22 protein-coding genes are annotated in these 26,843 nt (G+C 62.4%); 17 read left to right on the top strand and 5 right to left on the bottom strand.

Features of this window, described 5'->3' with window-relative positions:
• Positions 1-206 precede the first annotated feature (206 nt).
• The 4 genes from U862_RS0107925 to U862_RS0107910 all read right to left on the bottom strand — a co-directional run bounded on the left by U862_RS0107925 (position 207) and on the right by U862_RS0107910 (position 6,281).
• A complete protein-coding gene (locus U862_RS0107925; RefSeq protein ID WP_025109893.1) occupies positions 207-1,277 on the bottom strand; it encodes a lipocalin-like domain-containing protein in 1,071 nt (356 codons plus the stop codon).
• Positions 1,267-3,738 carry an ABC transporter permease gene (locus tag U862_RS0107920; RefSeq protein WP_025109892.1) on the bottom strand — a complete coding sequence of 824 codons (2,472 nt, stop codon included), beginning with the start codon at positions 3,736-3,738 and terminating at the stop codon, positions 1,267-1,269. The genes U862_RS0107925 and U862_RS0107920 overlap by 11 nt, the downstream gene beginning before the upstream one ends.
• On the bottom strand, positions 3,735-4,388 hold the full coding sequence (locus tag U862_RS0107915; RefSeq protein WP_025109891.1) for an ABC transporter ATP-binding protein: 654 nt from the start codon (positions 4,386-4,388) through the stop codon (positions 3,735-3,737). Before U862_RS0107915 ends, U862_RS0107920 begins: the two co-directional genes overlap by 4 nt.
• Positions 4,389-4,583: 195 nt before the next feature.
• Complete coding sequence (locus tag U862_RS0107910) at positions 4,584-6,281, bottom strand: sulfatase-like hydrolase/transferase (protein ID WP_025109890.1); 1,698 nt, start codon at positions 6,279-6,281, stop codon at positions 4,584-4,586.
• A gap of 390 nt (positions 6,282-6,671) precedes the next feature.
• Between U862_RS0107910 and U862_RS0107905 the strand changes: the two genes are divergently transcribed.
• The 17 genes from U862_RS0107905 to U862_RS0107825 all read left to right on the top strand — a co-directional run bounded on the left by U862_RS0107905 (position 6,672) and on the right by U862_RS0107825 (position 25,399).
• Positions 6,672-8,024 (top strand): UDP-glucose/GDP-mannose dehydrogenase family protein, encoded by a 1,353-nt coding sequence (locus tag U862_RS0107905; protein ID WP_025109889.1) that lies wholly within the window; start codon positions 6,672-6,674, stop codon positions 8,022-8,024.
• Positions 8,021-9,058 (top strand): NAD-dependent epimerase, encoded by a 1,038-nt coding sequence (locus U862_RS0107900; RefSeq protein WP_025109888.1) that lies wholly within the window; start codon positions 8,021-8,023, stop codon positions 9,056-9,058. Before U862_RS0107905 ends, U862_RS0107900 begins: the two co-directional genes overlap by 4 nt.
• Positions 9,059-9,076: 18 nt before the next feature.
• Positions 9,077-9,823, top strand: coding sequence for a sugar transferase (locus tag U862_RS0107895; RefSeq protein ID WP_025109887.1), 747 nt, complete (start codon positions 9,077-9,079; stop codon positions 9,821-9,823).
• The gene (locus U862_RS0107890; RefSeq protein ID WP_025109886.1) at positions 9,823-10,470 is read left to right on the top strand and encodes a CpsD/CapB family tyrosine-protein kinase; all 648 of its coding nucleotides are present in this window, start codon (positions 9,823-9,825) and stop codon (positions 10,468-10,470) included. The genes U862_RS0107895 and U862_RS0107890 overlap by 1 nt, the downstream gene beginning before the upstream one ends.
• Before the next feature lie 21 nt (positions 10,471-10,491).
• Positions 10,492-11,517 (top strand): polysaccharide biosynthesis/export family protein, encoded by a 1,026-nt coding sequence (locus U862_RS0107885; RefSeq protein WP_025109885.1) that lies wholly within the window; start codon positions 10,492-10,494, stop codon positions 11,515-11,517.
• 17 nt (positions 11,518-11,534) lie between these two features.
• Positions 11,535-13,127, top strand: coding sequence for a Wzz/FepE/Etk N-terminal domain-containing protein (locus U862_RS0107880; protein ID WP_025109884.1), 1,593 nt, complete (start codon positions 11,535-11,537; stop codon positions 13,125-13,127).
• Positions 13,124-14,215: a glycosyltransferase family 4 protein gene (locus tag U862_RS0107875; protein WP_025109883.1), complete on the top strand. Its 1,092-nt coding sequence runs from the start codon at positions 13,124-13,126 to the stop codon at positions 14,213-14,215. Before U862_RS0107880 ends, U862_RS0107875 begins: the two co-directional genes overlap by 4 nt.
• Positions 14,212-15,582: an O-antigen ligase gene (locus tag U862_RS0107870; protein WP_025109882.1), complete on the top strand. Its 1,371-nt coding sequence runs from the start codon at positions 14,212-14,214 to the stop codon at positions 15,580-15,582. Before U862_RS0107875 ends, U862_RS0107870 begins: the two co-directional genes overlap by 4 nt.
• Positions 15,579-16,547, top strand: coding sequence for a glycosyltransferase (locus U862_RS0107865; RefSeq protein ID WP_025109881.1), 969 nt, complete (start codon positions 15,579-15,581; stop codon positions 16,545-16,547). Before U862_RS0107870 ends, U862_RS0107865 begins: the two co-directional genes overlap by 4 nt.
• Positions 16,540-17,676: a glycosyltransferase gene (locus tag U862_RS0107860; RefSeq protein ID WP_025109880.1), complete on the top strand. Its 1,137-nt coding sequence runs from the start codon at positions 16,540-16,542 to the stop codon at positions 17,674-17,676. Before U862_RS0107865 ends, U862_RS0107860 begins: the two co-directional genes overlap by 8 nt.
• Before the next feature lie 13 nt (positions 17,677-17,689).
• Positions 17,690-18,691 (top strand): polysaccharide deacetylase family protein, encoded by a 1,002-nt coding sequence (locus U862_RS0107855; RefSeq protein WP_025109879.1) that lies wholly within the window; start codon positions 17,690-17,692, stop codon positions 18,689-18,691.
• A complete protein-coding gene (locus tag U862_RS0107850) occupies positions 18,688-19,992 on the top strand; it encodes a lipopolysaccharide biosynthesis protein (RefSeq protein ID WP_025109878.1) in 1,305 nt (434 codons plus the stop codon). Before U862_RS0107855 ends, U862_RS0107850 begins: the two co-directional genes overlap by 4 nt.
• Positions 19,989-21,908: a hypothetical protein gene (locus tag U862_RS0107845; RefSeq protein ID WP_025109877.1), complete on the top strand. Its 1,920-nt coding sequence runs from the start codon at positions 19,989-19,991 to the stop codon at positions 21,906-21,908. The genes U862_RS0107850 and U862_RS0107845 overlap by 4 nt, the downstream gene beginning before the upstream one ends.
• A gap of 101 nt (positions 21,909-22,009) precedes the next feature.
• Complete coding sequence (locus U862_RS0107840; RefSeq protein ID WP_025109876.1) at positions 22,010-22,699, top strand: GNAT family N-acetyltransferase; 690 nt, start codon at positions 22,010-22,012, stop codon at positions 22,697-22,699.
• Positions 22,700-22,703: 4 nt separating this feature from the next.
• Positions 22,704-23,888: a GNAT family N-acetyltransferase gene (locus U862_RS0107835; RefSeq protein ID WP_025109875.1), complete on the top strand. Its 1,185-nt coding sequence runs from the start codon at positions 22,704-22,706 to the stop codon at positions 23,886-23,888.
• Positions 23,860-24,651 (top strand): ChbG/HpnK family deacetylase, encoded by a 792-nt coding sequence (locus tag U862_RS0107830; RefSeq protein ID WP_025109874.1) that lies wholly within the window; start codon positions 23,860-23,862, stop codon positions 24,649-24,651. Before U862_RS0107835 ends, U862_RS0107830 begins: the two co-directional genes overlap by 29 nt.
• Positions 24,652-24,706: 55 nt before the next feature.
• Positions 24,707-25,399 (top strand): GNAT family N-acetyltransferase, encoded by a 693-nt coding sequence (locus U862_RS0107825; RefSeq protein WP_025109873.1) that lies wholly within the window; start codon positions 24,707-24,709, stop codon positions 25,397-25,399.
• Positions 25,400-25,534: 135 nt separating this feature from the next.
• Here U862_RS0107825 and U862_RS0107820 read toward each other — a convergent pair whose 3' ends face one another.
• Positions 25,535-26,341 (bottom strand): class I SAM-dependent methyltransferase, encoded by an 807-nt coding sequence (locus U862_RS0107820; RefSeq protein ID WP_025109872.1) that lies wholly within the window; start codon positions 26,339-26,341, stop codon positions 25,535-25,537.
• Between the last annotated feature and the right edge of the window lie 502 nt (positions 26,342-26,843).

Genomic DNA, 26,843 nt, shown 5'->3' with positions numbered 1-26,843 from the left:
ATAGACGCTGTTCAGGGCTTGGCTTTGGTTTCTGATGCTGCGTCGGGGGATTGCTGCCAGTAGGTCTGGTCGTCGCTCATGGGGAAGTCCTCGACGGGGTCGCGCAAAGGAGCAGGGAGAAGCGGAGTTCCGGGCAATTGCTTTGTGGGGGCTTTACGGGCGCCTTCGCGAGCAAGCCCGCTCCCACAGGGTTTTGTGTATGGCCGTCAGTACCCGGTCATTTCCAGATAGCCGCGTCCGCCATGGCTGCCGCTGATCCGCACCGGGCCTTCCCAGTAGGGAATGCGCAGGTTCATCCAGGCGTTGGGGTTCAACGCCGACAGGCTGATGTCGAGGTGTTTGTCGGGAATGCTGATCGACCAGCGCACCGGCATCGTGCGGCCGGCGACTTTCGCGGTGTCCTGAGGAGTGAGTTTGATCTGCTCGCCCGTCAGGGTTTGGGTCTGGCCGTCGGTGCTGATCCAGGTGCCGGTCAGATACGGCGCGCCATCGGTTTGCCGGGTGCGAAACAGCATCAGCGATTCACCGCTGTCCAGGTGCAGGGAAAACCAGTCCCATCCAGTCTGGTTGGCCGCCAGCGGTTGGCTGCTCCATTCACGGTCGAGCCAGGCCGGGCCGCTGACGGTGTAGGTCTGCCCGTCGATTTGCAGGGTGCCGCTGGCCTGAAAAAACGGCTGACTGTAGTAGTACGAAGCCTGGCCCTGTTCAGATTTGCGGCTGAAGCCGTTGTCGCCCTGCAACACCAACGGGCGGCTGGACGTGAGGTGCAGTTGATAGCTGAAGGTTTTGTCTGCAGCACTGAGTTGCAGGTCCGTCAGCGGATCCGGCGCCTGACTGGCAAAGCGCCAATCATCAATCCACGCCTCGAACGGTGCCACGTTCACTCCGGCCTGCCCTACGCCGCCCCGGGCGTAACGCTCGGCGGCATGGTGCGCGGTGGCCGAGGTCACCGCCGCATGGCCAAGCCAGAGCGTCTGATTGCCCCAGCCCGGTGGCTGCGGCGTTGGTTTCAAGGCGCTGCGAAATAACGTCCACTGCACACCGAAATCATGGCCCTGCTGATCCTTCAGATTGGCGGTGACGTACCACCACTCGATACGAAAACCTTCGTGGGCGCCATGATCCGCCGGGAAGCTGAACACCCGCCCCGGCACTACGGGAGTGAACTGAGCAGCCTGATCGCCGAGCCCGGCAAAACCCTTCTGCTCAGAAACAGGCTGATCGCAGCCGCCCAATAGCAGCAGCGCAAAAAGCAGCGCAACGAGGTTAATCCTCATGGGCAAACGTCCTCAGCAGATCCGCCGGTTGCGTGCGGTACAACGAATACAACGGCCAGGCTGAGGCGAGCAGCGTCGCCAACAGTGCCAACCCCATCAGTTGCAGAAGTTGCAGCGGAAAAATCCGCAGCGGTAAACGCCAACCAAACGCCTGCACATTGATTACCGCATCCAGACACCACGCCAGCGCGATCCCCAGCGGCAGCGCCAGCACCAGCGTCAGCACCGCCAGCAACCAGGTCTGGCCGAGGTTGAGCAGCATCAACTGGCGGCGCGTCACGCCTAACGCCCACAGCGGCGCCAATTGTCCGAGGCGGCTCTGGCTCTGGGTCAGCAGACTGATGAACAGCGCCACACCGGCGACCGCCAGCGTCAGGCTGTTGAGCGCTGCCGTGGCCGCGAAAGTGCGCTCGAACACTTGCATCGACCAACCCTTGAGCCGCGCCTGATCGACGATGCGGCTGTCATCGATCTGGAAGCGCGTTTGCAGCGCAGTCAAAAACGGCGGAATGTCTGGCGGCGCGATGCGCAAGTTGAAACGGTTCGGCGTCAGTGACGGCCACAGACGCAGCAGATGGTTGCTGTTGACCAGCACGTGCCCCTTGGGATTGCCGTAGTCGGCGTAGATCCCGACGATGCGCGGTGACCACGCCCCCCCCGGGGTCGGCAACGCCAGATGATCACCCGCGCGCACTTTGAGGCGTCGCGCCAGTTGTTCGCTGAGCATGACCGCATCGTCGGTCGCCAGATGCGCCCACGGATCCCCGGCAATCGCGTCAAGCAACGGCCAGTGCTGTCGATAATGCGCATGATCGATCACCCCGAACACATCCGCCGGCCAGCCTTGCACGGTCACCGCCACCTGCCAGTTGGGCAGCACGGCGCTGACATTCGGCTGTTGCTTGAGCCAGCTATACAGCTCGCGGGACTGCGCCGGATTCACCGGGTTGATGTAAAGCTCGGCGCTCAGGCGTTGTTCGAGCCAATCGTTGAAGGTCTGGCGAAAACCGGCGGTCATGCTACCGGCGCCGATGTTGGCGGCCAGCGCCAGCAGCAACGCCATCAGCGCCAGGCTCAGCGCCGGCAATTGCTGGCGACAGTCGGCGAGAAACCACTGACCGAGCACCGAGCGACTGCGCCCGAGCAGTTGATTGAGCACCGCACTGAGCAGCACCGGCAACACCAGCGCAGCACCGAGCAACAGCCCGGCCATCAACACAAAACCGCTGCCGAGGCTGCCGCCCCACACCAATGCCATCAGCGCCGCCCCCCCCAATAGCGCCGCCAGCCAACCCTGGCGCCGCAACCAGCGTGCGTGCTGCTGATGCCAGGCCTGCGGATCTGCCACTGCCAACAACGGCAAGCGTGCTGCGCGCAACAGACTGTTGGCGCCGGCCAGCAGCGCGCCGAACAGGCTCAAGCCGACACCGCTGAACCACCACCACGGACTCAGGCGCAACTGCCCCGCCACTTCCGCGCCGTACAAACCACGCAGGCTGGCGGCGACATCCGGCAGCAACACACTCGCCAGCCAGTAACCGCTGATCACCCCGAACACTCCGCCCACCAGGGCCAGCACACCCAGTTCGACGATCAGACTGGCGATCAGCAACCGCGCACTGACCCCGCAGGCGCGCAAGGTGCGCAATAACCCTCGACGCTGCTCCAGCGCCAGGCCAATGGCCGCGTGAACGATGAACAACCCGACCACGAACGAGAGAAATCCCAACGCATCGAGATTCAGATGAAAGCTCTCGGTCAGGCGCGCCAGATTGTTTTCCTCGGCACTGCTTTTCAGTTGCAACTGCCCTTTGAGCGCGGCCGGCAGTTCGGCATGAAAATCCTTGGGCAGTAACAGCCGCGACAGTTGCCCGGGTTGTTCGAGCAGGGTTTGCGCAACGCCGATGTCCACCAGCAACACACCCGGTGCCATGTCCTTTTGCGCATGCAGCGGCGGCAGCGTCTGGCCGTTGACGGCCTGCGGCGTGGCGCCTTCGGCGAGGTCCAGCGCTTGCAATGTCTCGGGTGAAATCCACGTACTGCCCGGTGGCGAGAAGAACTCGACGATGCGTTCGATCGGCATCGCCTGCCCGGCCACCGCGGAATCGGTCGGCAGCGACACCGGTTCGATCCCCATCAGTTGCAGGCGCTGGTTGTCGTGATCCTTCAAGACCAGTCGCCCCTGCAGCAGCGGCGAGACCGGCCAGCCTGCGCGGCGCAGATCGATGAACCACTGCTGCGCAAACGTCGCGCCATTGGCTGTGCCGAGGCTGGCCTGCGGTTCGCCTCCGATCATCTGGCTGGCCCGGGCGTAACTGTCGCGGGCCTGACTGTTCAGCGCCTCGACGCCGGTCAGCAGACTGGTGGCCAGCCACAGCCCGGTCAACACACTGAAGAACTGCACCGGATGCCGCCGCCAATGGCTGAGCAGCGCGCGCAGGGTTTGCCAGAAAACGTTCACGTCAGCCGGCCGTTGGACAACACCACCCGCTGCGCCAGCCGCGCCGCAACGCGCGGGCTGTGCGTGACCATCAGCAGTGTGGTCGGGGTGTCGTCGAGCAGTTCCAGCAACAGGCGCAGCACTTCATCGCTGGTGGCTTCGTCGAGGCTGCCGGTCGGCTCGTCGGCCAACAGCAATTTCGGCCGTGACGCCAAGGCCCGGGCCAGCGCGACCCGCTGCTGCTGACCACCCGACAACTGCTCGGGATAACGCTTGAGCAATTCGCCCAGCCCCAGACGCTGCACCAGATGCGCCAGCCAACGCGGCTCATGGCGCCCGGCCAGGCGCGCCTGAAACGCCAGATTGTCCTCGACCCGCAGGCTGCCGATCAGGTTGAACTGCTGGAACACCAGACCGATTTCGGTCCGGCGCCAGTCGGCCAGTTGCGCTTCATTCATGCTCTCCAGCCGATGCTCGCCGCTACGGATGCTGCCGCGGTCGACCTTGTCGAGGCCGGCGATCAGGTGCAGCAAAGTGCTTTTGCCACTGCCGGATTCGCCCATCAGCGCCAGGCTGCTGCCGGGTTCGAGCGTCAGGTCGATGCCTTGCAGCACCGGTAACGGGCCTTGGGGAGTGAGGTAACTTTTGAAAACGCCTTGAACCTGAAGCATGCCGCCATCCGCTGGGTCAGTGTGGGCCAAGGATAGCGGATAGCGGCCTGATCAGATCAGTGGCGTTTGATCGGGCATCACCGCTTGCAGGCAAGCTCCCACAGGGATTGCGGTTGTTCACAAAGACTGGGTTCACCATAGAACACTGTGGGAGCGGGCTTGCTCGCGAAGAGACCAGTTGGCCCAACACAAATCTCACTCCCCGGCCGCCACACTGGTCGCCGCCTCCCCCGGCGTGACAATGGTCTTCAGATCAATGTGCTTCCACTCAGGCTTGGCCCCCAACCGCGCATTGAAGCGGTAATTGAAGGTGAAGTCGTCCGCCGTCGGCTGGGTCAACGGCTTGCCATACAGCGCTTCGATCCCCGCCAGGTCGTAGCCCATCAACTGCAGCAAGGTCGGGAAAATGTTGTAGTGGCTGGAACGGTCCTTGTTCACCGGTAACGATTGCGCCCAGTCCGGGCCGTGCAACTGATCGCCCTGAATCACCACCAGCGGCACCAGCCCCTCTTCCTCCACCGGATCACCACCGCAGTGAGTATTGAGCCCGGGGTTGCCGCGCTCGTGCAGATCCTGGCCATGATCCGAGGTGTAGATCAGCAGCGCATTGTTCAGATTGGCCTGGGCAAACACCCGGGCAAAAAACTCGCCGACATTCCACAGCACCGTGTTTTTGTAGGCGTTGCGGTACAACACCCAATCGTCCGGCTGGCCGTTGAAACCGTCGCGCTTGCCGGTGTCGGCCACTTCGGTGAACTGCCCGCGAGGCAGCGTCGGCCGATAGGCCATGAATGCGTCGGGGTATTTGTCGTGCACCGGAAAATGCGCGCCGACCTTGTTGATCACCACCAGCTCCGGCTGGTCGTCGTTGAGCAGCTCGATCAGCTTCGCAGCGGCGGCCATGTCGCGATCACGCACGCTGGTCTGGTCAAACTGGACGAACTCGTCGATGTCCTTTTTCTCGGTGTCGGTCATCAGGTTCTGCAGATTGCCGCCGGTGCGCTGGGCGTCAATATAGACGGTGCGCAACCCGGCCTTTTTCGCGTACTGCCAGATCGACGGCAGCGTGCTGTTGATCCGCATGTAATCGGCGCGGGTGCCGCCGTAGCGCAGGGTGACGTTGGTGTCGGCGCTGCAGTTGGCGATGGACGCGGCGTAACCGTAATTGAAGATGCCGACACCTGGATGCGCCTGCTTGAGGTTGCTGTGCACCCCGAACGGCGCGTTGATGTCCAGGTAATTGCCGGAGATGCTTTCGTCGATGATCAGCACGATGTCGTGATTGACCGCCGCAGTGCTGCGCGCCAGCGTCACCGGCTCACGCGGGCCGACGGTGTTGTGCAGCGCTTCATAGGCAAACAGGTTCAGATAGGCCAGCGGCGTGTACATGATCGGCAAGCCGCGCGCGCCCTCGCCCGCCCGCAGGAACAACACCGTGCTCAGCAGCAAGACCCCGCACACAGGCGCCGCCACTCGCCATGCATTGGGCACCGCCAACGCATGCCGCGGCTTGAGCCCGACGCCAAACAGCAGCAGCAAACCACTGAGCGCGCCATGCATGATCGCGTCGCGATACTGGTAGGCGGCTTCCTGGATGAAGCCGCCGGAGTACACCAGCGAGACAAAACTGCTGTAGCTCAGATAATCAGCGGTAACCCGGGTATAGACATCAAAGAATACCGCCGAAACGAACAGCGTTATTGCGAATAAATGACGAATCAGTGCCTGACGAATATAAGCCGTTAGATATAACGCTAAAGTGAGCGCCAAAAACATCGCACCAAAAAGAAGTACAGCAAAACCGACACCGATAGCCGTTAACCGATCAATGTAATATTCGGAATAAAGCAGCAGATAAATAATTAAAAGCAGTTCTTTCAAATATCGAAACATGGCAATTCCGGTGGTTCGAAACGGCATTGGGTCAATAGTTTGTCGGTCAAAATCTGACACTAGCATTCGGCCATCAAAGCGCAAGAAAAGCCTGACTTTTTCATGAAGCGTCAAAAAAATGTTGACTCAATCCTGACACACTCCAGCGGCTACAAGTCTTTAATTTCAGGGCTTTCGACCGTTTATCGCTTTCTTTGAATTGTGAAAAAAGCGTCAAGAACGGGACAAATCCAGCAATAGCAAGCACTTGATGGCCAATAGCCTGAAAAAAGCCCGGTGTTATACACATGCAACATGTCATTTTGCTGACACGCTTTTCCCTTCCTGCGCTATACCCCTTTTGACAGTTCACTTTCGATCTTCCTCCACCGTCTTACGAGGCACGCCAATATGGACGTGAGCGTATTTGGTACGGGCTATGTTGGCCTTATACAAGCAGCCGCACTTGCCGATGTCGGACATCGGGTTTTATGTGTGGACATTGACCCGAACAAGATTAAACAACTGCAACAGGCTGTTCCGCCTATTAGCGAGCCGGGTTTATCCGCAGCGTTGGAGGAAAACATCAAGGCCGGCCGCTTGCTGTTCAGTACCCAGGCCAGTGACGCGGTGGCGCATGCCGAGCTGATTTTTATCGCCGTGGGCACACCGGCCGATGAGGACGGCTCTGCCGACCTGACCCACGTGCTCAACGTCGCCCGGCAGATCGCCTCGCACATGGAGGCCGATCGCACCCTGATCATCAAGTCCACGGTGCCGGTCGGCACGGCGGACCAGGTGGCCGCCAAGGCCAACGAAGAGTTGCAGCGCCGTGGTCGCAGCAGCCTCAAGGTACGGGTGGTGTCCAACCCCGAGTTTCTCAAGGAAGGCAGCGCCCTCGCCGACTGCATGCGCCCGGACCGGATCATCGTCGGCACCCGTGACGACGCGGCCCGCGAACAGATGAGCGAGCTGTACGCGCCGTTCTGCCGCAACCACGAAAAACTGATGTTCATGGACAACCGCAGCGCCGAGCTGACCAAGTACGCCGCCAACGCGATGCTCGCCACGCGTATCAGCTTCATGAACGAACTGGCCAACCTCACCGAACTGCTGGGCGCCGACATCGAAGCCGTGCGCAAAGGCATCGGCTCCGACCCACGCATCGGCTACCACTTCATCTATCCCGGTTGCGGCTTTGGCGGTTCGTGCTTCCCCAAGGATCTGCGCGCCCTGCTGCACACCGCCGAACACAACGGCATGCCACTGAAACTGCTGCGCAGCGTCACCGACGTCAATGACAGCCAGCGGCACATCCTGTTCAGCAAACTCCAGGCACAGTTTCCGCAAGGCCTGGCCGGCAAGTCGATCGCGATCTGGGGCCTGGCATTCAAACCCAATACCGATGACATGCGCGAAGCCCCCAGCCGCTACCTGATGGACGCATTGTGGGCCGAAGGCGCCAGCGTGCAGGCCTACGATCCGGAAGCCATGTCCGAGTGCCGGCGACTGTACGGCTATCGCGACGATCTGCACCTGTGCGCCACTCGCGATGACACCCTGGAAGATGCCGATGCGCTGGTGATCTGCACCGAGTGGAAGAACTTTCGCGTGGTCGATTTCGAGCTGCTGGCGAGCAAGCTGCGCTCGAAGGTGATTGTCGACGGTCGCAACCTCTACAACCCGGAACACGTGGCCGCCGCCGGCTTGCATTACAGCGGCATCGGCCTGCGCCATATCGCTCCGGAAGGACTGCGCCCATGAAAATCCTGGTCACCGGCGCAGCCGGCTTCATTGGCGCCCATTGTGTGTTGCGGCTGATGCGCGACGGGCATGCGGTGGTCGGCCTGGACAACTTCAACGGCTACTACGACCCGCAGCTCAAACATGATCGCGTGCAATGGGTGCGCGATCAGGTCGGGCATTTCCCGTTGGCGCGGATTGATCTGGCCGATGCCGCCGCGATTGAAGCACTGTTTGTCCGCGAGCAACCGCAAGTGGTGATTCACCTCGCGGCGCAGGCCGGGGTGCGCTACTCGCTGGAAAACCCGAAAGCCTATCTGGACAGCAACCTTTGCGGCTTTTTGAACATCCTAGAAGGCTGCCGGCATCACCCGGTCGAGCATTTGATCTACGCCTCGTCGAGTTCGGTGTACGGCGCCAACCAGCACATCCCGTATTCGGTGCACGACGGCGTCAATCACCCGCTGTCGCTGTACGCCGCCACCAAAAAAGCCAACGAGCTGATGGCCCACAGTTACAGCCATCTGTTCGGGATTCCCAGCACCGGCCTGCGTTTCTTTACCGTGTACGGCCCTTGGGGCCGGCCGGACATGTCGCCGATCCAGTTCGCCCGGGCGATCACCGAAGGCACGCCGCTGAAGCTGTTCAACTACGGCGAGCACCAGCGCGATTTCACTTACATCGACGACATCGTCGAAAGCATCGCCCGTCTCACCGACCACCCGCCGCATAACCACCCGGAGTGGGACCGCGAACACCCCGACGCGGGCAGCAGCATGGCGCCGTGGTGCCTGTTCAACATCGGCGGCCACCACCCGGTGGAGCTGAAAACCTATCTGGCGCTGATGGAAAAACACCTCGGCCAGAAAGCCATTGTCGAGCTCTTGCCCCTGCAACCGGGCGATGTGCTCAACACCTGTGCCGAGACCGATGATCTGGCCCAGGCCACCGGGTTCCAGCCCCGGATCGAGCTGGATGAAGGACTGGGGCGTTTCATCGCCTGGTTTCGCGACTACTACCCCACTGTCTATCGCCCACGCGCCGCTCGCGGCTGAACATCAGCGGAGGACCCCATGACTGGACATGAGCAAGGTGTACCGATCAATCAGATGCGCCGCGACAAGCGCATGGACCCCGAGCACCGAATGCGCCTCGATACCGCCATCCACATGCAGGGCCGTGGCTGGTTGACCGGCCGCGACGGTGGCCGGCCATGGACGCTGTCACGCACCAACCGTGTGATGGCCTGCGTCGGGGCGCTGGTGATTCTGGTGGTGTTTTCACCGCTGCTGCTGGGCCTGGCGCTGGCCATCAAGCTCACCAGCCCGGGGCCGGTGATCTTCGTGCAAAAACGCACCGGCTATCGCGGCCGCAAATTCGGCATGTACAAGTTCCGCACCATGGTCTGCAACGCCGAAGAGCTGAAGGAATCGCTGCGCCACCTCAACAAGCACGGAGCCGACGCCATCGATTTCAAGATCGACAAGGACCCACGCATCACCGGGATCGGCGGTTTCCTGCGGCGCACCAGCCTCGACGAACTGCCCAATCTGATCAACGTGGTCAGTGGTGACATGCGCCTGGTCGGCCCACGGCCGACTTCGTTCAACGCCTACCGCTACAAGGACAACCACCTCGCCCGCCTGAGCATCTACCCCGGCATGACCGGCCTGTGGCAGATCTCCGGGCGCAGCAACATCGACTTCGACCAGCGCGTTGAGTTGGACCTCAGTTACATCGCCGAGCAAAGCCTTTTGCTTGATCTGAAGATCCTGTTGAAAACCCCCTTCAAAGTATTCAGCGGCCACGGAGCAAGCTAATGGACGGTTCAACCAACAAAAGCCTGAGCATTGCCAACCCCAGCGAATCGAACCTGATCTCGACCGTGCTGGATCTGGATCTGCGGATCCTGTTTCTGACCGCCGCCAACCCCGGCGCGGGCACCACCACCAGTGCCCTGGCACTGGCCAGCCAACTGGCGCAGATGAGCAGCGGCCAGGTGCTGCTGGTCGATGCCAGCCAGTCGGCCAGCAACCTCACGCAACAACTGAACCTGAGCAAGGAGCGCGGCCTGCGCGACCTGTTGTTCAACCCGGACAGCCCGCCGCTGTTGCAGGACTGTGTGGTGCAGGTGTCGAGCTTGCCGTTTCACATCCTGCCCAACGGCCGGCCGATCCGCACCATGGAGCACCTGACCGCCGAGCGCCTGAGCCCGTTGCTCGACCAATTGGGCAGCCAGTACCGCTTTGTGGTGATCGACGGTGACGCGGTGTACTCCGCCGCCGACACGCTGGTGCTCGGGACCCAGGTCGACGGCGTGGTGTTCGTGGTCCGTGCTGAAGACACCCGCTGGGAAGTCGCCCAAGCCGCTGTGCAACGCCTGACCCAGGCCGGGGCAAAAGTGGTCGGCAGCGTGTTCAACCGGCGCAAGTACTACATGCCCAAGTGGCTTTACAAAAACCTGTAAGCAAACGCGAAGGATGACGCCATGAACGCCAAGATACTTGTTCTGCTGATGCTGCCGCTTGCAGGCTGCTCCAGCACTCCCGAAACCCAGAACATGCCGGTGAATATCCTCACCGCCACGCCGGCCAATGCCCAGGCGACCGACATGCCCAAGGTCGAACAGACCCTGCGCCCGCAAGATGTACTGGATGTGATCTTCCACATCAGCACCAGCGGTTCGGACGCCTACCGCGTGCAGTCGGGTGACCAGATCGGCCTGAACTTCACCGCGGCCAGCCAGCTCAACGGCAACCAACTGGTGTTGCCCGACGGCACCATCAACCTGCCCGGCGCCAACACCTCGGTGAAAATCGCCGGGCTGACCGGCGACGAGGCGCGCGAAGAAATCCAGCGCGCCTATCAGCGCAAGCAACTGTTCCAGCCCAATCGCAATCAGCTGACAGTGCAGGTCATCAGCCCGCTGACCAATGAACAGAACCTCAAAAGCGCGCTGAATCACCCAGCCACCGGCATGAGCCGTGAGATCACTGTGGGCAACGACGGTTATGCGAGTTTCCCGGAAATCGGCGCGGTGCCGCTGCAAGGCATGACCATCAACCAACTGGAAACCTTCCTCAACCAGAAATACGCGCAGTTGCCCGGGAAGATGAGCGTCGATGTGATGCTCAAGTCCACCGCCGGCAACGAGATCTACGTACTCGGCGAAGTCGGTCAACCCGGTTCCTACCCGATCCGCCGCCCGGTCTCGGTGCTTGAAGCGTTGACCCTGGCCCGTGGCACCAACGTCAAGGCGCGTCTGGATTCGGTGGTGATCATGCGCCGCAACGGCAATCAGGTGCAGGCCGTGCACTACGACGTGGAAAAAGCCCTGGCGGGCGACGCGTCGCAGATCGCCTACCTGCAACCGGACGACATGCTGTTCGTGCCGAAAACCAAACTGGCGAGTGCCGGCGATCTGGCTCGGCAACTGGCAGACGTGGTGTTGTTCCAGGGCGTGGGCTTCAGCTTCGGCTACCGCGTCGACAACAAAAGCAGCAGCAGTAACTGACTCTCAGGTGAACGATCATGAATCCAAAGGAAAACTACCTGCATGAGTTCTTCAGGATCTTCTTCGCCAACAAGCAATTGGTGAAACGGGTCTTCCTGATCTTTGCAGTCATCGCGTTGGTACTGCCGCTGGTGCTCAAACAGAGCTTCGATATCACCGCCCAGGTGATCGTGCAGTCGAAAAAACTTTCCCAGGGTGACGCCACCACGTCACTGACGGTCGATAACGCCACCTTCATTCCGCCGTCACTGGCGGACATGGAAACCGAAAGCAACATCCTGCGGTCGCCGGCGCTGATCCGCCAGACCATCAGCGAGCTGCGCGACAAGGGCGAGTACAACCCACCGGTGGGCGTGTTCGCCAAACTGGTGAGCGACCCGTTCCGGCGCTACGTCTCCTCGCCGCTACGCCAGTACGTGATCAATCCGCTGCGTAACCTGCTCGGGCTGCAAACCGATCCGGTGCGTGACACCGTGCTCGACGGCCTCACCCAACAGGCCCTCGACAGCCTGAAGATCGAGACCTTGCCCGGCTCCAACGTGATCTCGATCATTTACAGCTTCCCGGATCCGCACCAGGGCACGACGTTTGTCGCCTCCCTGCTGCAAAACTATCTGGTCAGCCGTCAGGCGTTGCAATCGATCGACCTGCCGCAATCCTTCTACGAAACCAAGAAACACCTGTATCAGGTGCGCCTTGATGGGCTGGAAGGCAATCGCCAGGCGTTGCTGGAAAGTGTCGGTTCGTCCGATCCGAAGGAAGAAATCACCTTCCGCCTGAACGCGATCAACACCGAAGAGCAAGCCCTGAACCTGTACCAGGATCGTCTGTTGCAGAGCCAGCGCTGGCTCGAATACCTGAAAACCGCACTGGCCGCTGCCAGCACCAACAAGCTCAACGACTACACCTTCCCCTACACCTTCACCACCACTGTCGACAACGTGGCGTTCGAGGACCGGGAAGTCAAACAGTTGGGCGAACAACTGACCACCCAGGTCAGCCGCTACATGAATGACCTCGCGGTGTTCCAGCCCGGCAGCGAGCCGATGCTGCTGACTCGCGAGCAGATTGCCCGCACCCGTCAGCAGTTCCTCAAAGTGGTGAGCAACCGCATTCAGGAACGCACCAACGACCTGGCCGTGGTGCAACAGGTGATCGACCAGAAAACCGCACGCATCGCCGACTTCAAGAACCGCATCCATACCCTGCAGCAGACCCAGAGCAAGCTGCGGCAGATGGACACCGAAATCGACGCGCTGCACACGGCGTTCTCGACCTACGCACAGCGCTTTGCCGAAAGCAGCACCGCCGGTTCGCTCAACAACGACCTGTCGAACGCCAAGGTCCTCAGCCCGCCGTTTGAACCGACAGAGCCGGCCTTCCCCAAACCGTTGCTGATCATCCCGTTCGGGCTGTTCACCGGGCTGCTGCTGGCGATTGCCCTGGTCTATGTGCGTGAGTTCTTCGATCACCGTTTCAAACACCCTGCGCAAATCACCCACGAACTGGGCCTGCCCGTGTTGCTGGTGATCAACGACGAGAACGTGCTGCCACGCAATCCGCACAAGAACTGGACCGTGCCAAGCTTCGTGCACTGGGTGCGCAATTGAACACGCTGTCCACCCCGAACGCCGCGCTGCCGATCATTCATTTGCTCAGCAGCGGTGGCTTCTATGGGGCCGAGCGGATGTTGCTCGATCACTGCCTGGCGACACCGGGGCAGCACCAGGTGCTGTTTCTCGATGCACCGCCGGCGTTGATCGCGCGCTTTCGCGAGGCCGGGGTGGACTGTCGTGGTTGTGCCGGGCTCGGCGAATTGTTGCGCCATCTGCGCGCCCGGCGCAGCGAGCAGCCACTGATCAACACCCACAACTTCAAGGGGCTGTTGTTCGGCTGGGTCGGGGCGACGCTGTTGCGTTTGCCGCTGGTCATTACCCAGCACGGCTTCACCCCGCGCAGCCGCAAACAGAAGTTCTACACCTGGCTGAGTCTGCAGCTGTGCCGCACTGCGTCAGTGGATCGGGTGGTGTGCGTGGCCGAGAGTATTGCCGTGCTGCATCGTCAGGCCAGCGTGCAGGCGGCAAAGCTGCAGGTGATCCCCAACGGCTTGCCGGCCGCCGCCGCGCTGGTTTGCAACGTTGACCGCCAGCGCTGGCTGGCCGGTTACGTCGGGCGCTTGAGCAGCGAAAAAGGCCCGGATCTGTTTCTCGATGCTCTGATTCCGCTGTGTCACCAGCATCCGCAGCTGGATGCGGTGATGCTCGGCGATGGCCCGGAACGCGAAGCCCTGCAGGCACGGATCGACGCCGCCGGACTGTCACCACGCATACGCCTGCCCGGTTACCAGACCGCCATGCAAGCGTGGTGGCAGCAACTGGATGCGCTGGTGATCAGCTCGCGCACCGAAGGCACACCAATGATTCTGCTCGAAGCGATGCAGGCCGGCGTGCCGGTGGTGGCGTTCGCTGTCGGCGGTATTCCCGATGTGCTCGAGCACCGGCACAACGGCCTGCTGGCGCCCCCCGCCGACAGCAGCGCCCTCGCCCGTCAGCTCGACAATCTGCTGAACGAGCCAGACCTGGCCCGGCAATTGTGCGACAACGCAAAGCGTACACAACAGGATCGCTACGACCTCAAGGCCCTGGCCGAACGCTGGTCGCAGCTGTACATCCGCACGGCACGGGAGGCACGCGCATGATTTTCCCGCTCTCGATCGTCACTCTGCTCGGCCTGGTGTGCATCGGTCTGCTCGCCAGCCCTTATCCGTTTCTGGCGCCAGGCGCAGTGTTGGGGCTGGTGGGTTTCTCGGTGTTGTACCGCAAGCCAACCTGGGGCCTGCTGGGCATTGCCGCGCTGGTACCATTCGAAGGTTTCTTCAAGGACAGCACGCTGTCCGGAAGCAAACTGATCGGCGCGTCACTGGCGGTGATCCTGATGCTGCAACTGGCCATGCACCAGATTCCCGGCGAACGCCTGCGCAGCAACCTCTGGCGTTTTCTGGCGTGGTTTCTGGTTCTGTATTTCCTCAGCCTGCTCAACACCGATGACATGGGCATGTCGCTGGGGCATCTACGTGAACTGAGCGTCGGGCTGATCCTGTTTGTCATCACCCTGCTGATCGGCCGCGAACTGAACCTCGATCTGTTCGCCAGACTGGTGACCCTGAGCGTCAGCGCCACCTGCGCCATGGCCATGTTCTCGACCAGATTTCAGGATCAGGGCCGCGCTGCCGGGCTGCTCGAAGACCCCAACGCCTTCGCGCTGCTGATCGCTTTCGCCATTCCGCTGGGGCTGCTGCTGGTGATTCGCGGCCCGAATCTGTTGCATCGTTTGTTCTGGGGCGCCTGCTGCCTGTTGCTGCTCGGCGGCATGACCAAGACCGAGTCGCGCTCCGGGCTGGTGGTGGTGGCCTTGAGTCTGTTGATCGGCTGCTGGCACTACCGCGCCCAACTGACCCGGATCCGCCCACGGCACCTGGGTTTTGCCATGCTGGGTGCGGCCATCGTGATACCGCTGGCGATCTACGCAATGCCTGCCGGTTACATCGCACGCATTCAATCCCTGAGCGTGCTCAGCGCCGGGGCCAAGGGCCACGACGACGAATCCCTCGGTCGCCGTGCTTCGTACATCGTGGTCGGCGGGCAGATGATCCGCGAGAACCCGCTGCTCGGCTCCGGCCCCGGCACCTTCCCGCTGCACTACGCAACCACCGGTTACGCCAAGGCGTTTTCCGCCAACCGCAAGATTGGTGACCTGTACCGCCGTGCCCACAACACCTACCTGGAAATCTTCAGCGAACTGGGGATTCCTGCCGGCCTGCTGTTCGTCGGCATGCTCGGCCTGGGCCTGTACAACCTGATCCGCGCACGCGCCGCGTGGCTGCAACGGCGCGACTGGCAGCAGGCAGACCTGATGACCCACCTGGGCGTGAGTTTCCTGTCGCTGACCCTGTTCTTGATGTTCCTCAGCGCACCCAACCAGAAATACGTGTGGATCATGCTCGCGCTGACCAGCGTCCTGCGCCTCAAAGCCGAACAAGCACCCCTGACCGAGGCCCGCGCATGAATCGGATCAGCATCATCATCCCGATGTACAACGAGGCCCGGCACATCGGCCGCACGCTGTTGGCCGCGCAAAAAGCCGCACATGCCGCCAACATCGAGTGCGAGTTGATTGTGGTCGACAACGGTTCCAGCGACGACGGGCCGCACATCGCCCGCCAGTTCGGCGCGCAAGTGCTGGTGCTGCCGGGCTTGTTGATCGGCGCCTTGCGCAATCGCGGCGTACTGCTGGCGAGCGGCCAGTGGATCGCGTTCATCGATGCCGACGTCGAGATGCCCGAAGACTGGCTCAAGCCATTGTTCGAACTGGAATCCGGTGCTCAGGCCGACGTGTTCGGCCTTGACCTGCATACCCCCGCCGCCGCGCCGTGGTACGCCACCGCCTGGCAACGGCGCACGCTGCGGCCGTCGAGCCAGGCGTCGCACACGGTGGACTGGCTGCCCAGCTCCAACCTGCTGATGCGGCGGCGCTGGTTCGACAAGGTCGGCGGCTTCAACGAACACCTGCGCACCGGCGAAGACAAGGAGTTCACCCTGCGCCTGAGTGAACAAGGCGCGCGGCTGCTGGCGGTGAACAGCAACGTGGCCCTGCACTGGGGCTACGAAATGAACTGGCGCGAGTGGATGGGCAAGGAGATGTGGCGTCAGGGCAGTCATTTGCAACTGCTGCGCACCCACGGTTTCAGCCTGCGCCTGCTGCGGTTTCCGATGCTCTCGCTCGGCGCATGGCTGCTCGACTTGCTGGCCATTTCTGCGCTGCTCAACGGTTTCCCGCATCACGCAGCAGTCATGGTGCTGTTGACGACGATACCGGCGCTGGTGCTGAGCATTCGTCAGAGTTCACGCCATCACGATCTGAGCCTGACCCTGCAACTGTGGGGCCTGCACTGGGTGCGCCTGCATCTCGCGGGTGCGGCATTCATTCTCAATCTGTGTCATTGGAACGCCAGGAGGCCTGCCCGTGGCTGAATTCATTTTCTGGATGTGCCTGCTGCTGCCGGTGTACGCCTATCTGGGCTACCCGCTGCTGCTGAGCCTGCTGGCGCCGTTGTTCCCGGCCTGGCGCCATGCCCCGGCGCCGCCGCTGAACATCAGCATCGTGATCGCTGCGCACAACGAGGCGCGGCACATCGAGCACAAGTTGCGCACACTGCTGGCGCAGGATTATCAGCCGGCCACGTTGCAGATCATTCTCGCCAGCGACGGCTCCACCGACGACACCGTGGCCTGCGCGCGCAAGGTGATTGATTCGCGGATCACCGTGCTCGACCTGCCACGTCAGGGCAAGGCGGCGACGCTGAACGCCGGCGTGGCACTGGCCACCGGCGACATTCTGGTGTTCACCGACGCCGACAATCAATGGTCGCGCGAAACCCTCGGCTACCTGCTGGCGCCACTGGGCGATCCCGGCGTCGGCGCCTGTGCCGGACACATGGTGATTCCGGTGACCGGCACCGGCTTGAGCGTCGGCGACAGCCTGTACCGGCATTACGAAGGCTGGCTGCGCCGGGTCGAGAATCGCACCGGTTGCATGGTCTCGGCCGACGGCGCCCTGCTCGCCCTGCGCCGCGAGTTGTTCCAGAGCGTGCCGGCGGAGGTCAACGACGATTTCTTTCTGAGTACCTGCGCACCGGTCGCCTTCAAGCGCATTGTGTATGTGCCCGAGGCGCAAGTGATCGACCACGGAGTCGACGAAGCGGACAAACAGTTCCGCCGCCGTCAACGCGTGACCGTCGGTGGCCTGCAAAGCCTCGCCCAGCGCAGTGAGCTGCTCAACCCACTCAAGCATGGCCTGTATTCGATTGCGCTGATCAGCCACAAGCTGATCCGCCGCCTGGCGCCGATCCTGCTGCTGCCGTTGCTGCTGAGCAACTTCTGGCTGTGGGACGACCACGGTTTCTATCGGCTGGCCCTGATCGCGCAGCTGTTCGGCTACGCCGTGGCGATTGCCGGACTGCTGGATTCACAACACCGGTTACCCAAACCGTTCCGCCTTGCGGCCTTCCTGCTGGTGACACTGGCAGGCATGAGCATCGGCCTGTGGCAGTTCCTGCGCGGCCACCGTTACGCCCAGTGGAACCCTGAACAAAACCGTTGAGAGGACTCAAGCCATGGCGATCAAACAACTAATAAAACGCACCAGTGGCTGGCTTTACCTCAACTCCCCCGTGGGACGAAATCAGTTGCACGGTGCCGGGGTGATCCTGATGTTGCACCGGGTGCTGGCCAATGACCGCGCCGCCGACCTGCCGCACCGCAATGAACTGTGCGTCGGGCCAAAAGCCTTCGAGCACTTGCTGGTGTGGCTGCGTCGGCATTTCGACTGCGTGCCGCTGATGGACATCCTTGCACCCACCTCACTGCGCAGCGAACGCCCACGGGTAGCGCTGACCTTCGACGACGGCTGGCGCGACAACGCGGTCAACGCCTTCCCGTTGCTGCAAAAACATCAGGTGCCGGCGAGCATTTTTCTCTCCACCGATTTCGTCGGCAGCCGCCAGCGTTTCTGGTGGGAAAGTCTTGGCGAAACCTTGTGGGGCAGCCATGGCGAGAAAGCGCGCATGCACTTGATCGAGTGCCTGCACGTGATCCACCACCCGCTGCCGGTACTGGTGGACGACATTGATGTCGACCGGCGCAGCCTGTCGCTGCTGCATTACCTGCAAAGCCTCAAAGATCTGGAGCCGGCGATGCTCGAACGGCTGACCGACGAATGCCCGCCCGAAGCGCAGCCGCAAGCGCTGGACTGGCATCAGGTGCGGGCGCTGGAAGCCTCGGGGCTGGTGCGTTTCGGCCCGCACGGCGCCAGTCACGCGATCCTCACCGGGCTGGACGACGTGCGTCTGAACGAGGAAATCAGCCGCAGCCGTGATGCCTTGAACAATGGCTGCAATCGGCCGCTGCCGGTCTACTGCTACCCCAACGGCAACAACGACGAACGGGTACGCAAGCAGATAGCCGAACACGACTACCCGTTCGCCCTGGGTACCGCCACCGGTATCTATCGCGGCGAAGGCGATCCGTTGAACCTGCCGCGTTTCGGCGTCAGCCAGCGCACCGCGCGCAATCCGGAGCTGCTGTCGTGGCGCATCTTTCGTGGAAACCGGCCATGAGCCGCAGCCACTACCTCAAGCATTTGGCGCTGAGCATGGGCACCAAACTGGCGATGATCGCCCTGCGTTTGCTGCGCAACGTGCTGTTGGCGCGGATCCTCGGCCCCAGCGAACGCGGGCTGTTCGCGCTGCTCAGCACCCTGCCGGACTTGATCAGCGCCGCGACCAGCGGCGGGCTGAATTCAGCCGTCGGCTATCAGGCGGCCAAACAACGGCCGATGGGCCTGCTGCTGAGTCAGGTGCTGGTGTTCGGGTGTCTGCTCGCCGCGCTGCTGACCTTGCTGGTGGTGGCGCTGGTGCGCGAATTCGGTAGCGAGCTGGATGTGACCGTGCAACTCGGGCTGCTGGCCTGGCTGTTGCTGCTGGCGGTGCCGCTGACTGTACTGAAAAGCGGCCTGCTGACCCTGCACAATGCGTCCGGCGGCGTGGTCGCCTTCAACGCCTTGCGCCTGACCGAATCGCTGGCACCGCTGTTGCTGTTTCTTGCGCTGTTCTGGATGTGGAAAAGCGCCGCACTGGAAGCGGCACTGATCAGTTGGCTGGCCGGGATCAGCCTGGTGGTGCTGGCCGGTTGGGTCTGGCTCAAACGCGCACAACCACTGCGCCTGCAATGGGACCGCGCCAGCCAGAACGAACTGCTGCGCTACAGTGCCCGCAGCCATCCGGACCTGCTGTTCCAGCAAGTGATTCTGCGTTCGGATTACCTGTTCATCGGCGCCCTGCTCGGCAGCACCGCGCTCGGTCATTACGCGATGGCCAGCGCCGCCGCCGAACTGCTGCTGATCGTTCCGGAAGCGGTGACCACGCCGCTGATGAAACGCCTGCTGCAACAGGATGAAGGCATGGACAAGGTCACCCCGCTGGCGCTGCGCCTGACGGCCACGGTGATGCTCGGCGCGTGCCTTTGCATGGCGTTGATCGGCAACTGGCTGATCGTCACCCTGTTCGGCATCGCCTACCAACCGGCGTATCCGGCGCTGCTCGCGTTGCTGCCGGGGCTGCTCGGGCTGTGCTATGCAAGCATCCTGCGTCTGGATCTGCTGGGGAAAAACCGTCCCGGCACGGTGTCGCTGTTGATGGGCCTGGGTGCCCTGCTCAATCTGGCGCTGAACCTGGTGTTGATTCCGGCCTACGGCATCGTCGGCGCGGCAGCGGCTTCGTCGATTGCCTATCTGGCGGTGACAGTTGCGATGCTGGTGTTGTACTGCCGTTTGAGCGGTGTGGCGTTCTGGCAAACCCTGATCATCCTGCCCAGCGATGTCGCGCCAATGTGGCAGATGTTGCAACGGAAGGCCGCATGAAACGCCTGCTCCTGCTGCTCGGTCTCGGCCTGTCGCTGGACGCCTTTGCCGCGTCGATGCGCTGGGGCGAGATCCGCGACGGCAGCCTGTACCTGCAAACCGATCGCCCGGACACCGTGACCGTGCGCTGGACGCCCGCGTGGCAGGCCGACGCCAACGAAGAGCACCTGTACCTGCTCGATGGCCAGGGCAAATTGCAGGGCGAGCGCGTGATCAAGGCCAGCGAAACCCGTGGCACGCAACGCTGGCCGCTGCTGCCGGGGGCCGCCAGTTATCGCCTGGAAATCCCCGGCTACAGCTTCCGCAATTACCGCGTCGAACACGATGACCACACCGTGGCTCTGTTCGAGCCGGCCAAGGTGCATTTCAGCGCCCAGACACAGCAGGGCGACGAGTTGTATTTCAAGGTCGCGCCGGGGGAACACGCGGTGTTGGCCGGCAAGTTTCACGGCGGGGTCAACGCCCTGCAGGCGCAGCGGGTTGGCGATGACCAACCCCTGACGCTGACACTCAAACCCTATCGCGCCTATTGGCAGTTCGACCAAGTGGCGTTGCCGGTCAGCGAACGCGAACAGGTCTGGCGCCTGCGCCTGCAAGGCAGCGGCAAAGCGGCGTTCTGGCTCGACGGCACGGCCAACCGGTTCGCGCAGAACCCGCAGCAACTGCAACCCCTGCGCGAGGACGCCGGGCAGACCCGTTTGACCCTGCACGACAAAGTGCTCGGGCGCACGCCGGACCTGGGCATCGCCCTGCCCTACGTGCTGCCGCCCTCCGCCAGCCATGCCGCGCTGGATGCACTGAAACCGACGGCGGCCAGTTACTACAGCTTTGTCGATGTCACGGCGAAGAACCCGCATTTCGAAGACGCGTTCCGCAAGGTTTATCAGGATCGCTTCGGCATCCGACAGGACATCACCCTGCTCGCCGGCAGTCAGCGCCAGGCCGACTTGCGCGCCGACGTGCAAAGCAACAACGGCCTCGATGCCTGGCTTGCCGCTACCCGGGCATTGGGCGGTAAAGGCACCCACTACATTGGTTTCGCCGACGAGCCGAACCTCAACTATTCGAGCTTCGAGCAATACCGGGCTATTTTCACCAGCATGGCCAGGCAAGTGCGCAGCGATCCGGCAAACGCCAGGGCCGGCGTGCGCATCGCCATGCCGGCCAGTTCGCGGCTGGTCAACGGGCCGTTCGCCGACAACGCGGCAGACAAGCGCGGCATCGACTGGGCGCGGCGCCTGCTGAGCGAATCGGCCGATCAGGTTGACGCGCTGGCGTGGCACGAATGGATGATCCGCGACCTGCTCGCCACCCGCGTCTACCGCGACAGCGTGCGCCGCGCCGCCGAACTGGTCGGCCTCGACGCCCACGGCCAGCCGCGCAAGGCCTTGCTGCTGGACCAGACCAATCTGTCCAGCGGCTCCAGCCTCAGCCCCTACGATCAGGAAACCCACTACGCCTCGCTGTGGTGGGCCTCGGTGGTGATCAACGCCTCGCAGGACGGTTTGCTGAGCATGCTCAACTGGTTTCAGGCCGCCGACGAGCCGCAGTACCCCAAGGGCATGATACGGGTGTCGGGCGACGATCGCTTCGCGCTGAAACCGGTCGGTCTGGCCCAGCAGTTCATCGCACAGCACTGGCTGCATCAGGTGTTGTGGCTGGAAAACGATGCGTTTGAAGTCGATGTGCTGGCGATGGCCGGTGACGACCAGCGCGGCCTGCTCGGCGTGAACAAAGGCACGCGGTTGCAGCGTGTCGACCTGAGCGGCGCCAAGTGCCCGCTGAACAACGGTGCGTTGCGTTATTTCGGTGCGGATAACCGCAGCCGCGACGCGCCATTTGCCTGCCGCGACGGACGCGTCAGTTTCGACTTGCCAGGGGAAACCCTGTTTGCGCTGAGCTGGAGCGCGTCATGAACCCAATCCCGATCAGTCATGAGCAACGTCAGGCAAACACCGATTCTGTGGCAAAGGGGCTTGCCACAGAGTTTGTCTGCCGGAACGCCGGAGTACAGAACATGGGTATCGTCAGCAAACTCAGCCAGCACATCAAACAAAAAGGCCTGCGCGCCACCCTTGGCAAAGCGTGGAAGCACTACGTGTTTTTCCATCAGGAACTGCTGTGGATGGAGCGCGACCTGGTCAGCCCGGTGCCGCCGCACAGCCTCAAACCCTATGCGCCGCTGCGGGTGGTGAAGATCAGCGCCGACAACGCCAGCGCATTCTCCCGCTATTTCGGCGACCGCGTCGCGACCATGGCCGAGCTGGCCAACGAAGGGCACACCGGGCACATGCACCTGGACGATCAGGGCGATGCCGTGGCGTTCATCTGGGGCAGCGCGCGGGACTATTTCGACCGGCACTACTACGGCTGCATGTTCCCGGTAAAAACCGGCGAGTTCTTCGAATTCGGCGGCGAACTGACCCGCGCCTACTGGGGCACCGAACTCTCGGTGGACCTGCAACTGGAGCTGTGGAAAGCCATGGCGCAACAGGGCTGCGACAAGGTCGTGGACGTCTGCGAGTTCCACAACGTCCCGGCGCTCAAACTGCACCTGCGCATGGGTTACACCGAGCAAGGGCGGATCATGAACGTCTATACCCTGTTCGGTCGCTGGCATTTCTACCGCGAAAGCCGTTACAGCGGCTCGCGCCTCGATGCATTGCGCAAACCATCCCGTCCACCTGTCCAAGCAACGGCGGCCTGAGCCCATGACGGCGCGATTCGAATGGCGCACCTCGCTGTGCGCCGCCGACTTCCCGGCAGCAGCGTATGAAGCGCTGCGCCTGCGGGTGACGGACCACACGCCATTCAACAACCTCGGCTGGTTGCGTGCGGCGCAGTTGACCCTCGGCGAGGGAGAACGGTTGCACATTCTGCTGGCTTGGGAAGCGGATGAATTGCGCCTGTGCCTGCCCCTGGTGGCGGGTCATGAGCGCTTTGCCGGGGTGCCGTTGCGGGTCCTGCATCATCTGGGCTATCCACTGGCCGACCGCCTGGTGCTGCTGTCGCTGCTCGATGGCAACGACATGCGCAAGGCCTTGCGGCTGATCCGCCAACGGCTGCCCCACGCGCTTCTTCAACTCAATGAATTGTCCGAGCCGGCGGGGGAAGAAAGCGCGCTCACTCAATGGATGGCCGCCAGCTCCACCGGCGAGCGACGTTTGAGTTGCCGAGTGCCGGTGCACCTGATCAGCGAGGCCGATCAGCAGGAAGTCTCCGGTGACCCGCGCTACAAGCTGCGCCGCGCGCGCAAACGGATTGCCGCGTGTGGCGCCGAGGTGCGGCGGATCACCCCCGACGCGTTGAGCATGCCACCGCTGCTGAAGATACTCGGCGAAGTCGAAGCGGTGAGCTGGAAAGGTGACGAAGGCGTGGGGATTTTTGCCAGCGAGCGCAGCCGGCAATGCATCGAAAATGCCTTCACCGCCCTCGCCGCCCAAGGCCTGGTGCGCGTGGTAACGCTGGAACTCAACGGGCGTTGCATCAGCTATCGCCTCGGCCTGCTCGAACAAGGCCGATTGTACGATTACAACCTCGCGTTCCTGCCGCCATACGCCGATCTGGGCAGCGGCCGGGTGCTGCTGGAGGAATGGATTCGCTGGGGGCTGGACGAGCACTGGCGCTGGATCGATGCCTCGCGGGTCAGCCTGGAAAACTCCAGCCACCAACTGCACGAACGCCTGACCGGACAAATCGACCACTGGCGCTGGAGCTTCTATTCCTGGCGCCCCAGCGGACTGCTGCTGGGGCTGGGGTTGCGCCTCTGGCATCGCCTGAAACCGACGGTGCAGCAATGGCGGGCGCGGCGTGCGGCCAAACCCGCCATGGCGCCAGAACCTGTCGTCATCACCACGGAGGGCGATCATGCCTCGCCAAGTCATAGTCAACGCTGACGACTTCGGTCTCAGCCCGAATGAAAACGCGGTGATCTTCGCGGCGTTTCAGGCCGGGGTCATCAGCAGTGCCACGGCCATGGCCAACATGCCCGCATTCGAAGCGGCCTGCGCCATGGCCCGGCACGCGTCGCTGCAGGGGCGGGTCGGGTTGCATTTCAACCTGACATACGGCCGGCCGCTGAGTGCGTCGATCCTGCGCAGTCGCACCTTCTGCGACGGCCACGGCGTGTTCGACCTCAACTTGCCGCGTCACAGCCTGTGGCTGAACCGTGAAGATCGTGACGCGGTGCGCGAAGAGTTGCAGGCGCAGTGGCAGCGCTGTGTCGAGCATGGCGTGCGCCCGAGCCACATCGACTCGCATCAGCACGTACACAACATCTGGCCGATCGGCGAGATCGTCGCGCGGTTTGCCGCCCACCAAGGCGTGCCGATTCGCCTGGCGCGCAACCTGGGGCAAAACCTCAGCCTGCCCAAACGCGTGTTCAAAGGTTTGCTCAACTGGCGCTTGCAGAGTCTGGCCGGTGCCACGGCGGACTACGTCTGTACGCCAGTGGACTTGCGTAACGACCCTGCGCCGACCGACGGCGTGCTGGAAATCGTCGCGCACCCCAATCAGCTCGGGAGCGATTTCGGTGATGCCTACCTCAACCCCGCAGAGTCCCTGAGCCGCGTGCTGGAGCAGCGGCTGACGGGTGTGCCACGGGTGTCCTATGCCGATCTGAACAAGGACTTTTTACGGGGTGCGGCGGCACTCGATTGATTCATCCCCACAACAGCAACATCCACCAGACCGGGCCTCGGCCACGGAGGGCAACATGAACGTCATCGGAAAACTGCGTGATCGTATCCGTCAAAGAGGCTTTCGCCATTTCTTCGCCAGTCTGTGGAAGCGCTACGTGTTCTTCCACTGGGAACTGCTGTGGATGGAACGCGATCTGGTGACCCCGGTGCCGCCGCACAAACTGCGTCCGTACGAAGGTTTGCGCAAAGTCGATATCACGCCGTTGAACACCGCAGCCTTCGCCAAGCATTTCGGAGACCGCGTCGAAACCATGGCCGAACTCGCTGCCGAGGGCCACACCGGACACATGTACCTGGATGCCGATGGTCATGCGGTGGCGTTCATCTGGGGCAGTATTCGCGACTACCACGACCGTCACTATTACGGCTGCTGGTTCCCGGTCAAACCCGGTGAATTCTTCGAGTTCGGCGGCGAGATGGCCCGGCCGTATTTCGGCACCAGTCTGTCGGTGGACGTGCAGGTCGCCCTCTGGGAAGCCATGGCCGCCCAAGGCTGCCACACCGTCGTGGACACCTGCGAAACCCGCAACATCCCGGCAATGAAACTGCACATCCGCATGGGCTACCACGAACAGGGGCGCATCACCCACGTCTACGGCCTGTTCGGCCGCTGGCGCTTCTACCGCGAAAGCCGCTATGACGGCTCTCGGCTGGAACCGCTGCGCAAACCGGAGCGGCCGGGGGTGAGTGCAGCGGCGCAGGCTTGAATCAATCGTAAAGCGATGGCGGCCATTCGGCCGCCATCGCGAGCAGGCTCGCTCCCACATTGGAGCGGTGTCGTACACAAATCCCTGTGGGAGCGAGCCTGCTCGCGATGAGGCCGGCTGGAGCGATGGAAAGCTTCAGGCCTTGCTCGCGACCAGAGAGAAGCACAGCGGCATCTGCGCTGGCTGATTCAGGTACTGGTCATACACCTCTTCCCGGTTCGAATGCGGGTATTCCTTGAAATGCGCGATGTTCAGCCCGGCCGCGATGGCGCCGCTGAAGATCGCGCCGAGGGTGTGCACGAACCAGTAGGACTTGGCCGCCTGCTGCTCGACCTTGCCGACGTAGACGATCGGCGCTTGCTGCACGAACGGCTCGGCGCGGAAGTAAGAAGTGGCGAGGCGGTACGGGTCTTCGCCGTCGGGGTCGACCATTTCCAGAAACGGATGGGTTTCGTAGATCACCAGTTTGCCGCCCGGCTTGAGGGTCGAGGCGACATGGCGGAAGAACTCGCCGATATCGGGCATCCAGTTGAGGACGCCGATGGTGATCAGCGCCACGTCAAAGCGGCTGTGCAGCGAGGCCGGCAGATGATGGACATCGGCTTCGATAAATTCGGCGTCGTACGGCGAGCGCTGATTCAACTCGCGGGCCTGTTCGAGGAAGGCACTCGACTGATCGACCCCGACCACCGCTCGCGCGCCGAGAGCAAACATCGACAGGCTTTCGCGGCCGTTGTTGCAACCCAGTTGAATCACCGCTTTACCGTCCACACCGACCTGTTCCAGCAGGCCGCGCAAGGTGTCGTCGAGGCAGGAGAAATCTGCCCGTGACACGTCGTTCAACAGCGCTTGCCATTCCACCGACTCACGGTGATGGCGAGCAGAGTCGTTCCACGCCTGTCGATTGCTGTCGATGGCGGTTTTATTGTTGGGCACTTCCATGGCGCACTCCGGGTACTGCTCGTGATTGAGCGGTGTCGAGTCTAGATCAGCCTGACAATGCGGGTTGTTACGAACTTGTAAGCCGTCGCACGCCCCCTGTGGGAGCGGGCTTGCTCGCGAAGGCGTCGGCACAGCCAACATCTTCATCGCCTGAACCACCGCTTTCGCGAGCAAGCCCGCTCCCACAGGTTTTGTGGAGTATGCAAATCTTGCGTTCTGGCTGAAATCTTGTGGGAGCTGGCTTGCTCGCGAAGGCGTCGGCACAGCCAACATCTTCATCGACTGAACCACCGCTTTCGCGAGCAGGCTCGCTCCCACAGGTTTTGTGGAGTATGCAAATCTTGCGTTCTGGCTGGACTCTTGTGGGAGCTGGCTTGCTCGCGAAGGGGTCGGTCCAGCCAATATCTTCATCGCCTGAACCACCGCTTTCGCGAGCAGACTCGCTCCTACAGGTTTTGTGGAGTATGCAAATCTTGCGTTCTGGCTGAAATCTTGTGGGAGC

The sequence above is a fragment of the Pseudomonas sp. H1h genome (assembly GCF_000633255.1).
GTDB lineage: Bacteria > Pseudomonadota > Gammaproteobacteria > Pseudomonadales > Pseudomonadaceae > Aquipseudomonas.
The sequence above is the reverse complement of the archived record's forward strand: the minus strand, read 5'-3'. Positions and strand labels throughout refer to the sequence as shown.

Bases quoted from the DNA above. Each gene is read 5' to 3' on its own strand.
- U862_RS0107915 (WP_025109891.1), bottom strand. From the start codon at position 4,388: ATGCTTCAGGTTCAAGGCGTTTTCAAAAGTTACCTCACTCCCCAAGGC.
- U862_RS0107870 (WP_025109882.1), top strand. From the start codon at position 14,212: ATGATTTTCCCGCTCTCGATCGTCACTCTGCTCGGCCTGGTGTGCATC.
- U862_RS0107900 (WP_025109888.1), top strand. From the start codon at position 8,021: ATGAAAATCCTGGTCACCGGCGCAGCCGGCTTCATTGGCGCCCATTGT.
- U862_RS0107830 (WP_025109874.1), top strand. From the start codon at position 23,860: ATGCCTCGCCAAGTCATAGTCAACGCTGACGACTTCGGTCTCAGCCCG.
- U862_RS0107895 (WP_025109887.1), top strand. From the start codon at position 9,077: ATGACTGGACATGAGCAAGGTGTACCGATCAATCAGATGCGCCGCGAC.
- U862_RS0107905 (WP_025109889.1), top strand. From the start codon at position 6,672: ATGGACGTGAGCGTATTTGGTACGGGCTATGTTGGCCTTATACAAGCA.
- U862_RS0107910 (WP_025109890.1), bottom strand. From the start codon at position 6,281: ATGTTTCGATATTTGAAAGAACTGCTTTTAATTATTTATCTGCTGCTT.
- U862_RS0107825 (WP_025109873.1), top strand. From the start codon at position 24,707: ATGAACGTCATCGGAAAACTGCGTGATCGTATCCGTCAAAGAGGCTTT.
- U862_RS0107925 (WP_025109893.1), bottom strand. From the start codon at position 1,277: ATGAGGATTAACCTCGTTGCGCTGCTTTTTGCGCTGCTGCTATTGGGC.
- U862_RS0107855 (WP_025109879.1), top strand. From the start codon at position 17,690: ATGGCGATCAAACAACTAATAAAACGCACCAGTGGCTGGCTTTACCTC.
- U862_RS0107880 (WP_025109884.1), top strand. From the start codon at position 11,535: ATGAATCCAAAGGAAAACTACCTGCATGAGTTCTTCAGGATCTTCTTC.
- U862_RS0107820 (WP_025109872.1), bottom strand. From the start codon at position 26,341: ATGGAAGTGCCCAACAATAAAACCGCCATCGACAGCAATCGACAGGCG.
- U862_RS0107840 (WP_025109876.1), top strand. From the start codon at position 22,010: ATGGGTATCGTCAGCAAACTCAGCCAGCACATCAAACAAAAAGGCCTG.
- U862_RS0107845 (WP_025109877.1), top strand. From the start codon at position 19,989: ATGAAACGCCTGCTCCTGCTGCTCGGTCTCGGCCTGTCGCTGGACGCC.
- U862_RS0107850 (WP_025109878.1), top strand. From the start codon at position 18,688: ATGAGCCGCAGCCACTACCTCAAGCATTTGGCGCTGAGCATGGGCACC.
- U862_RS0107885 (WP_025109885.1), top strand. From the start codon at position 10,492: ATGAACGCCAAGATACTTGTTCTGCTGATGCTGCCGCTTGCAGGCTGC.
- U862_RS0107865 (WP_025109881.1), top strand. From the start codon at position 15,579: ATGAATCGGATCAGCATCATCATCCCGATGTACAACGAGGCCCGGCAC.
- U862_RS0107890 (WP_025109886.1), top strand. From the start codon at position 9,823: ATGGACGGTTCAACCAACAAAAGCCTGAGCATTGCCAACCCCAGCGAA.
- U862_RS0107835 (WP_025109875.1), top strand. From the start codon at position 22,704: ATGACGGCGCGATTCGAATGGCGCACCTCGCTGTGCGCCGCCGACTTC.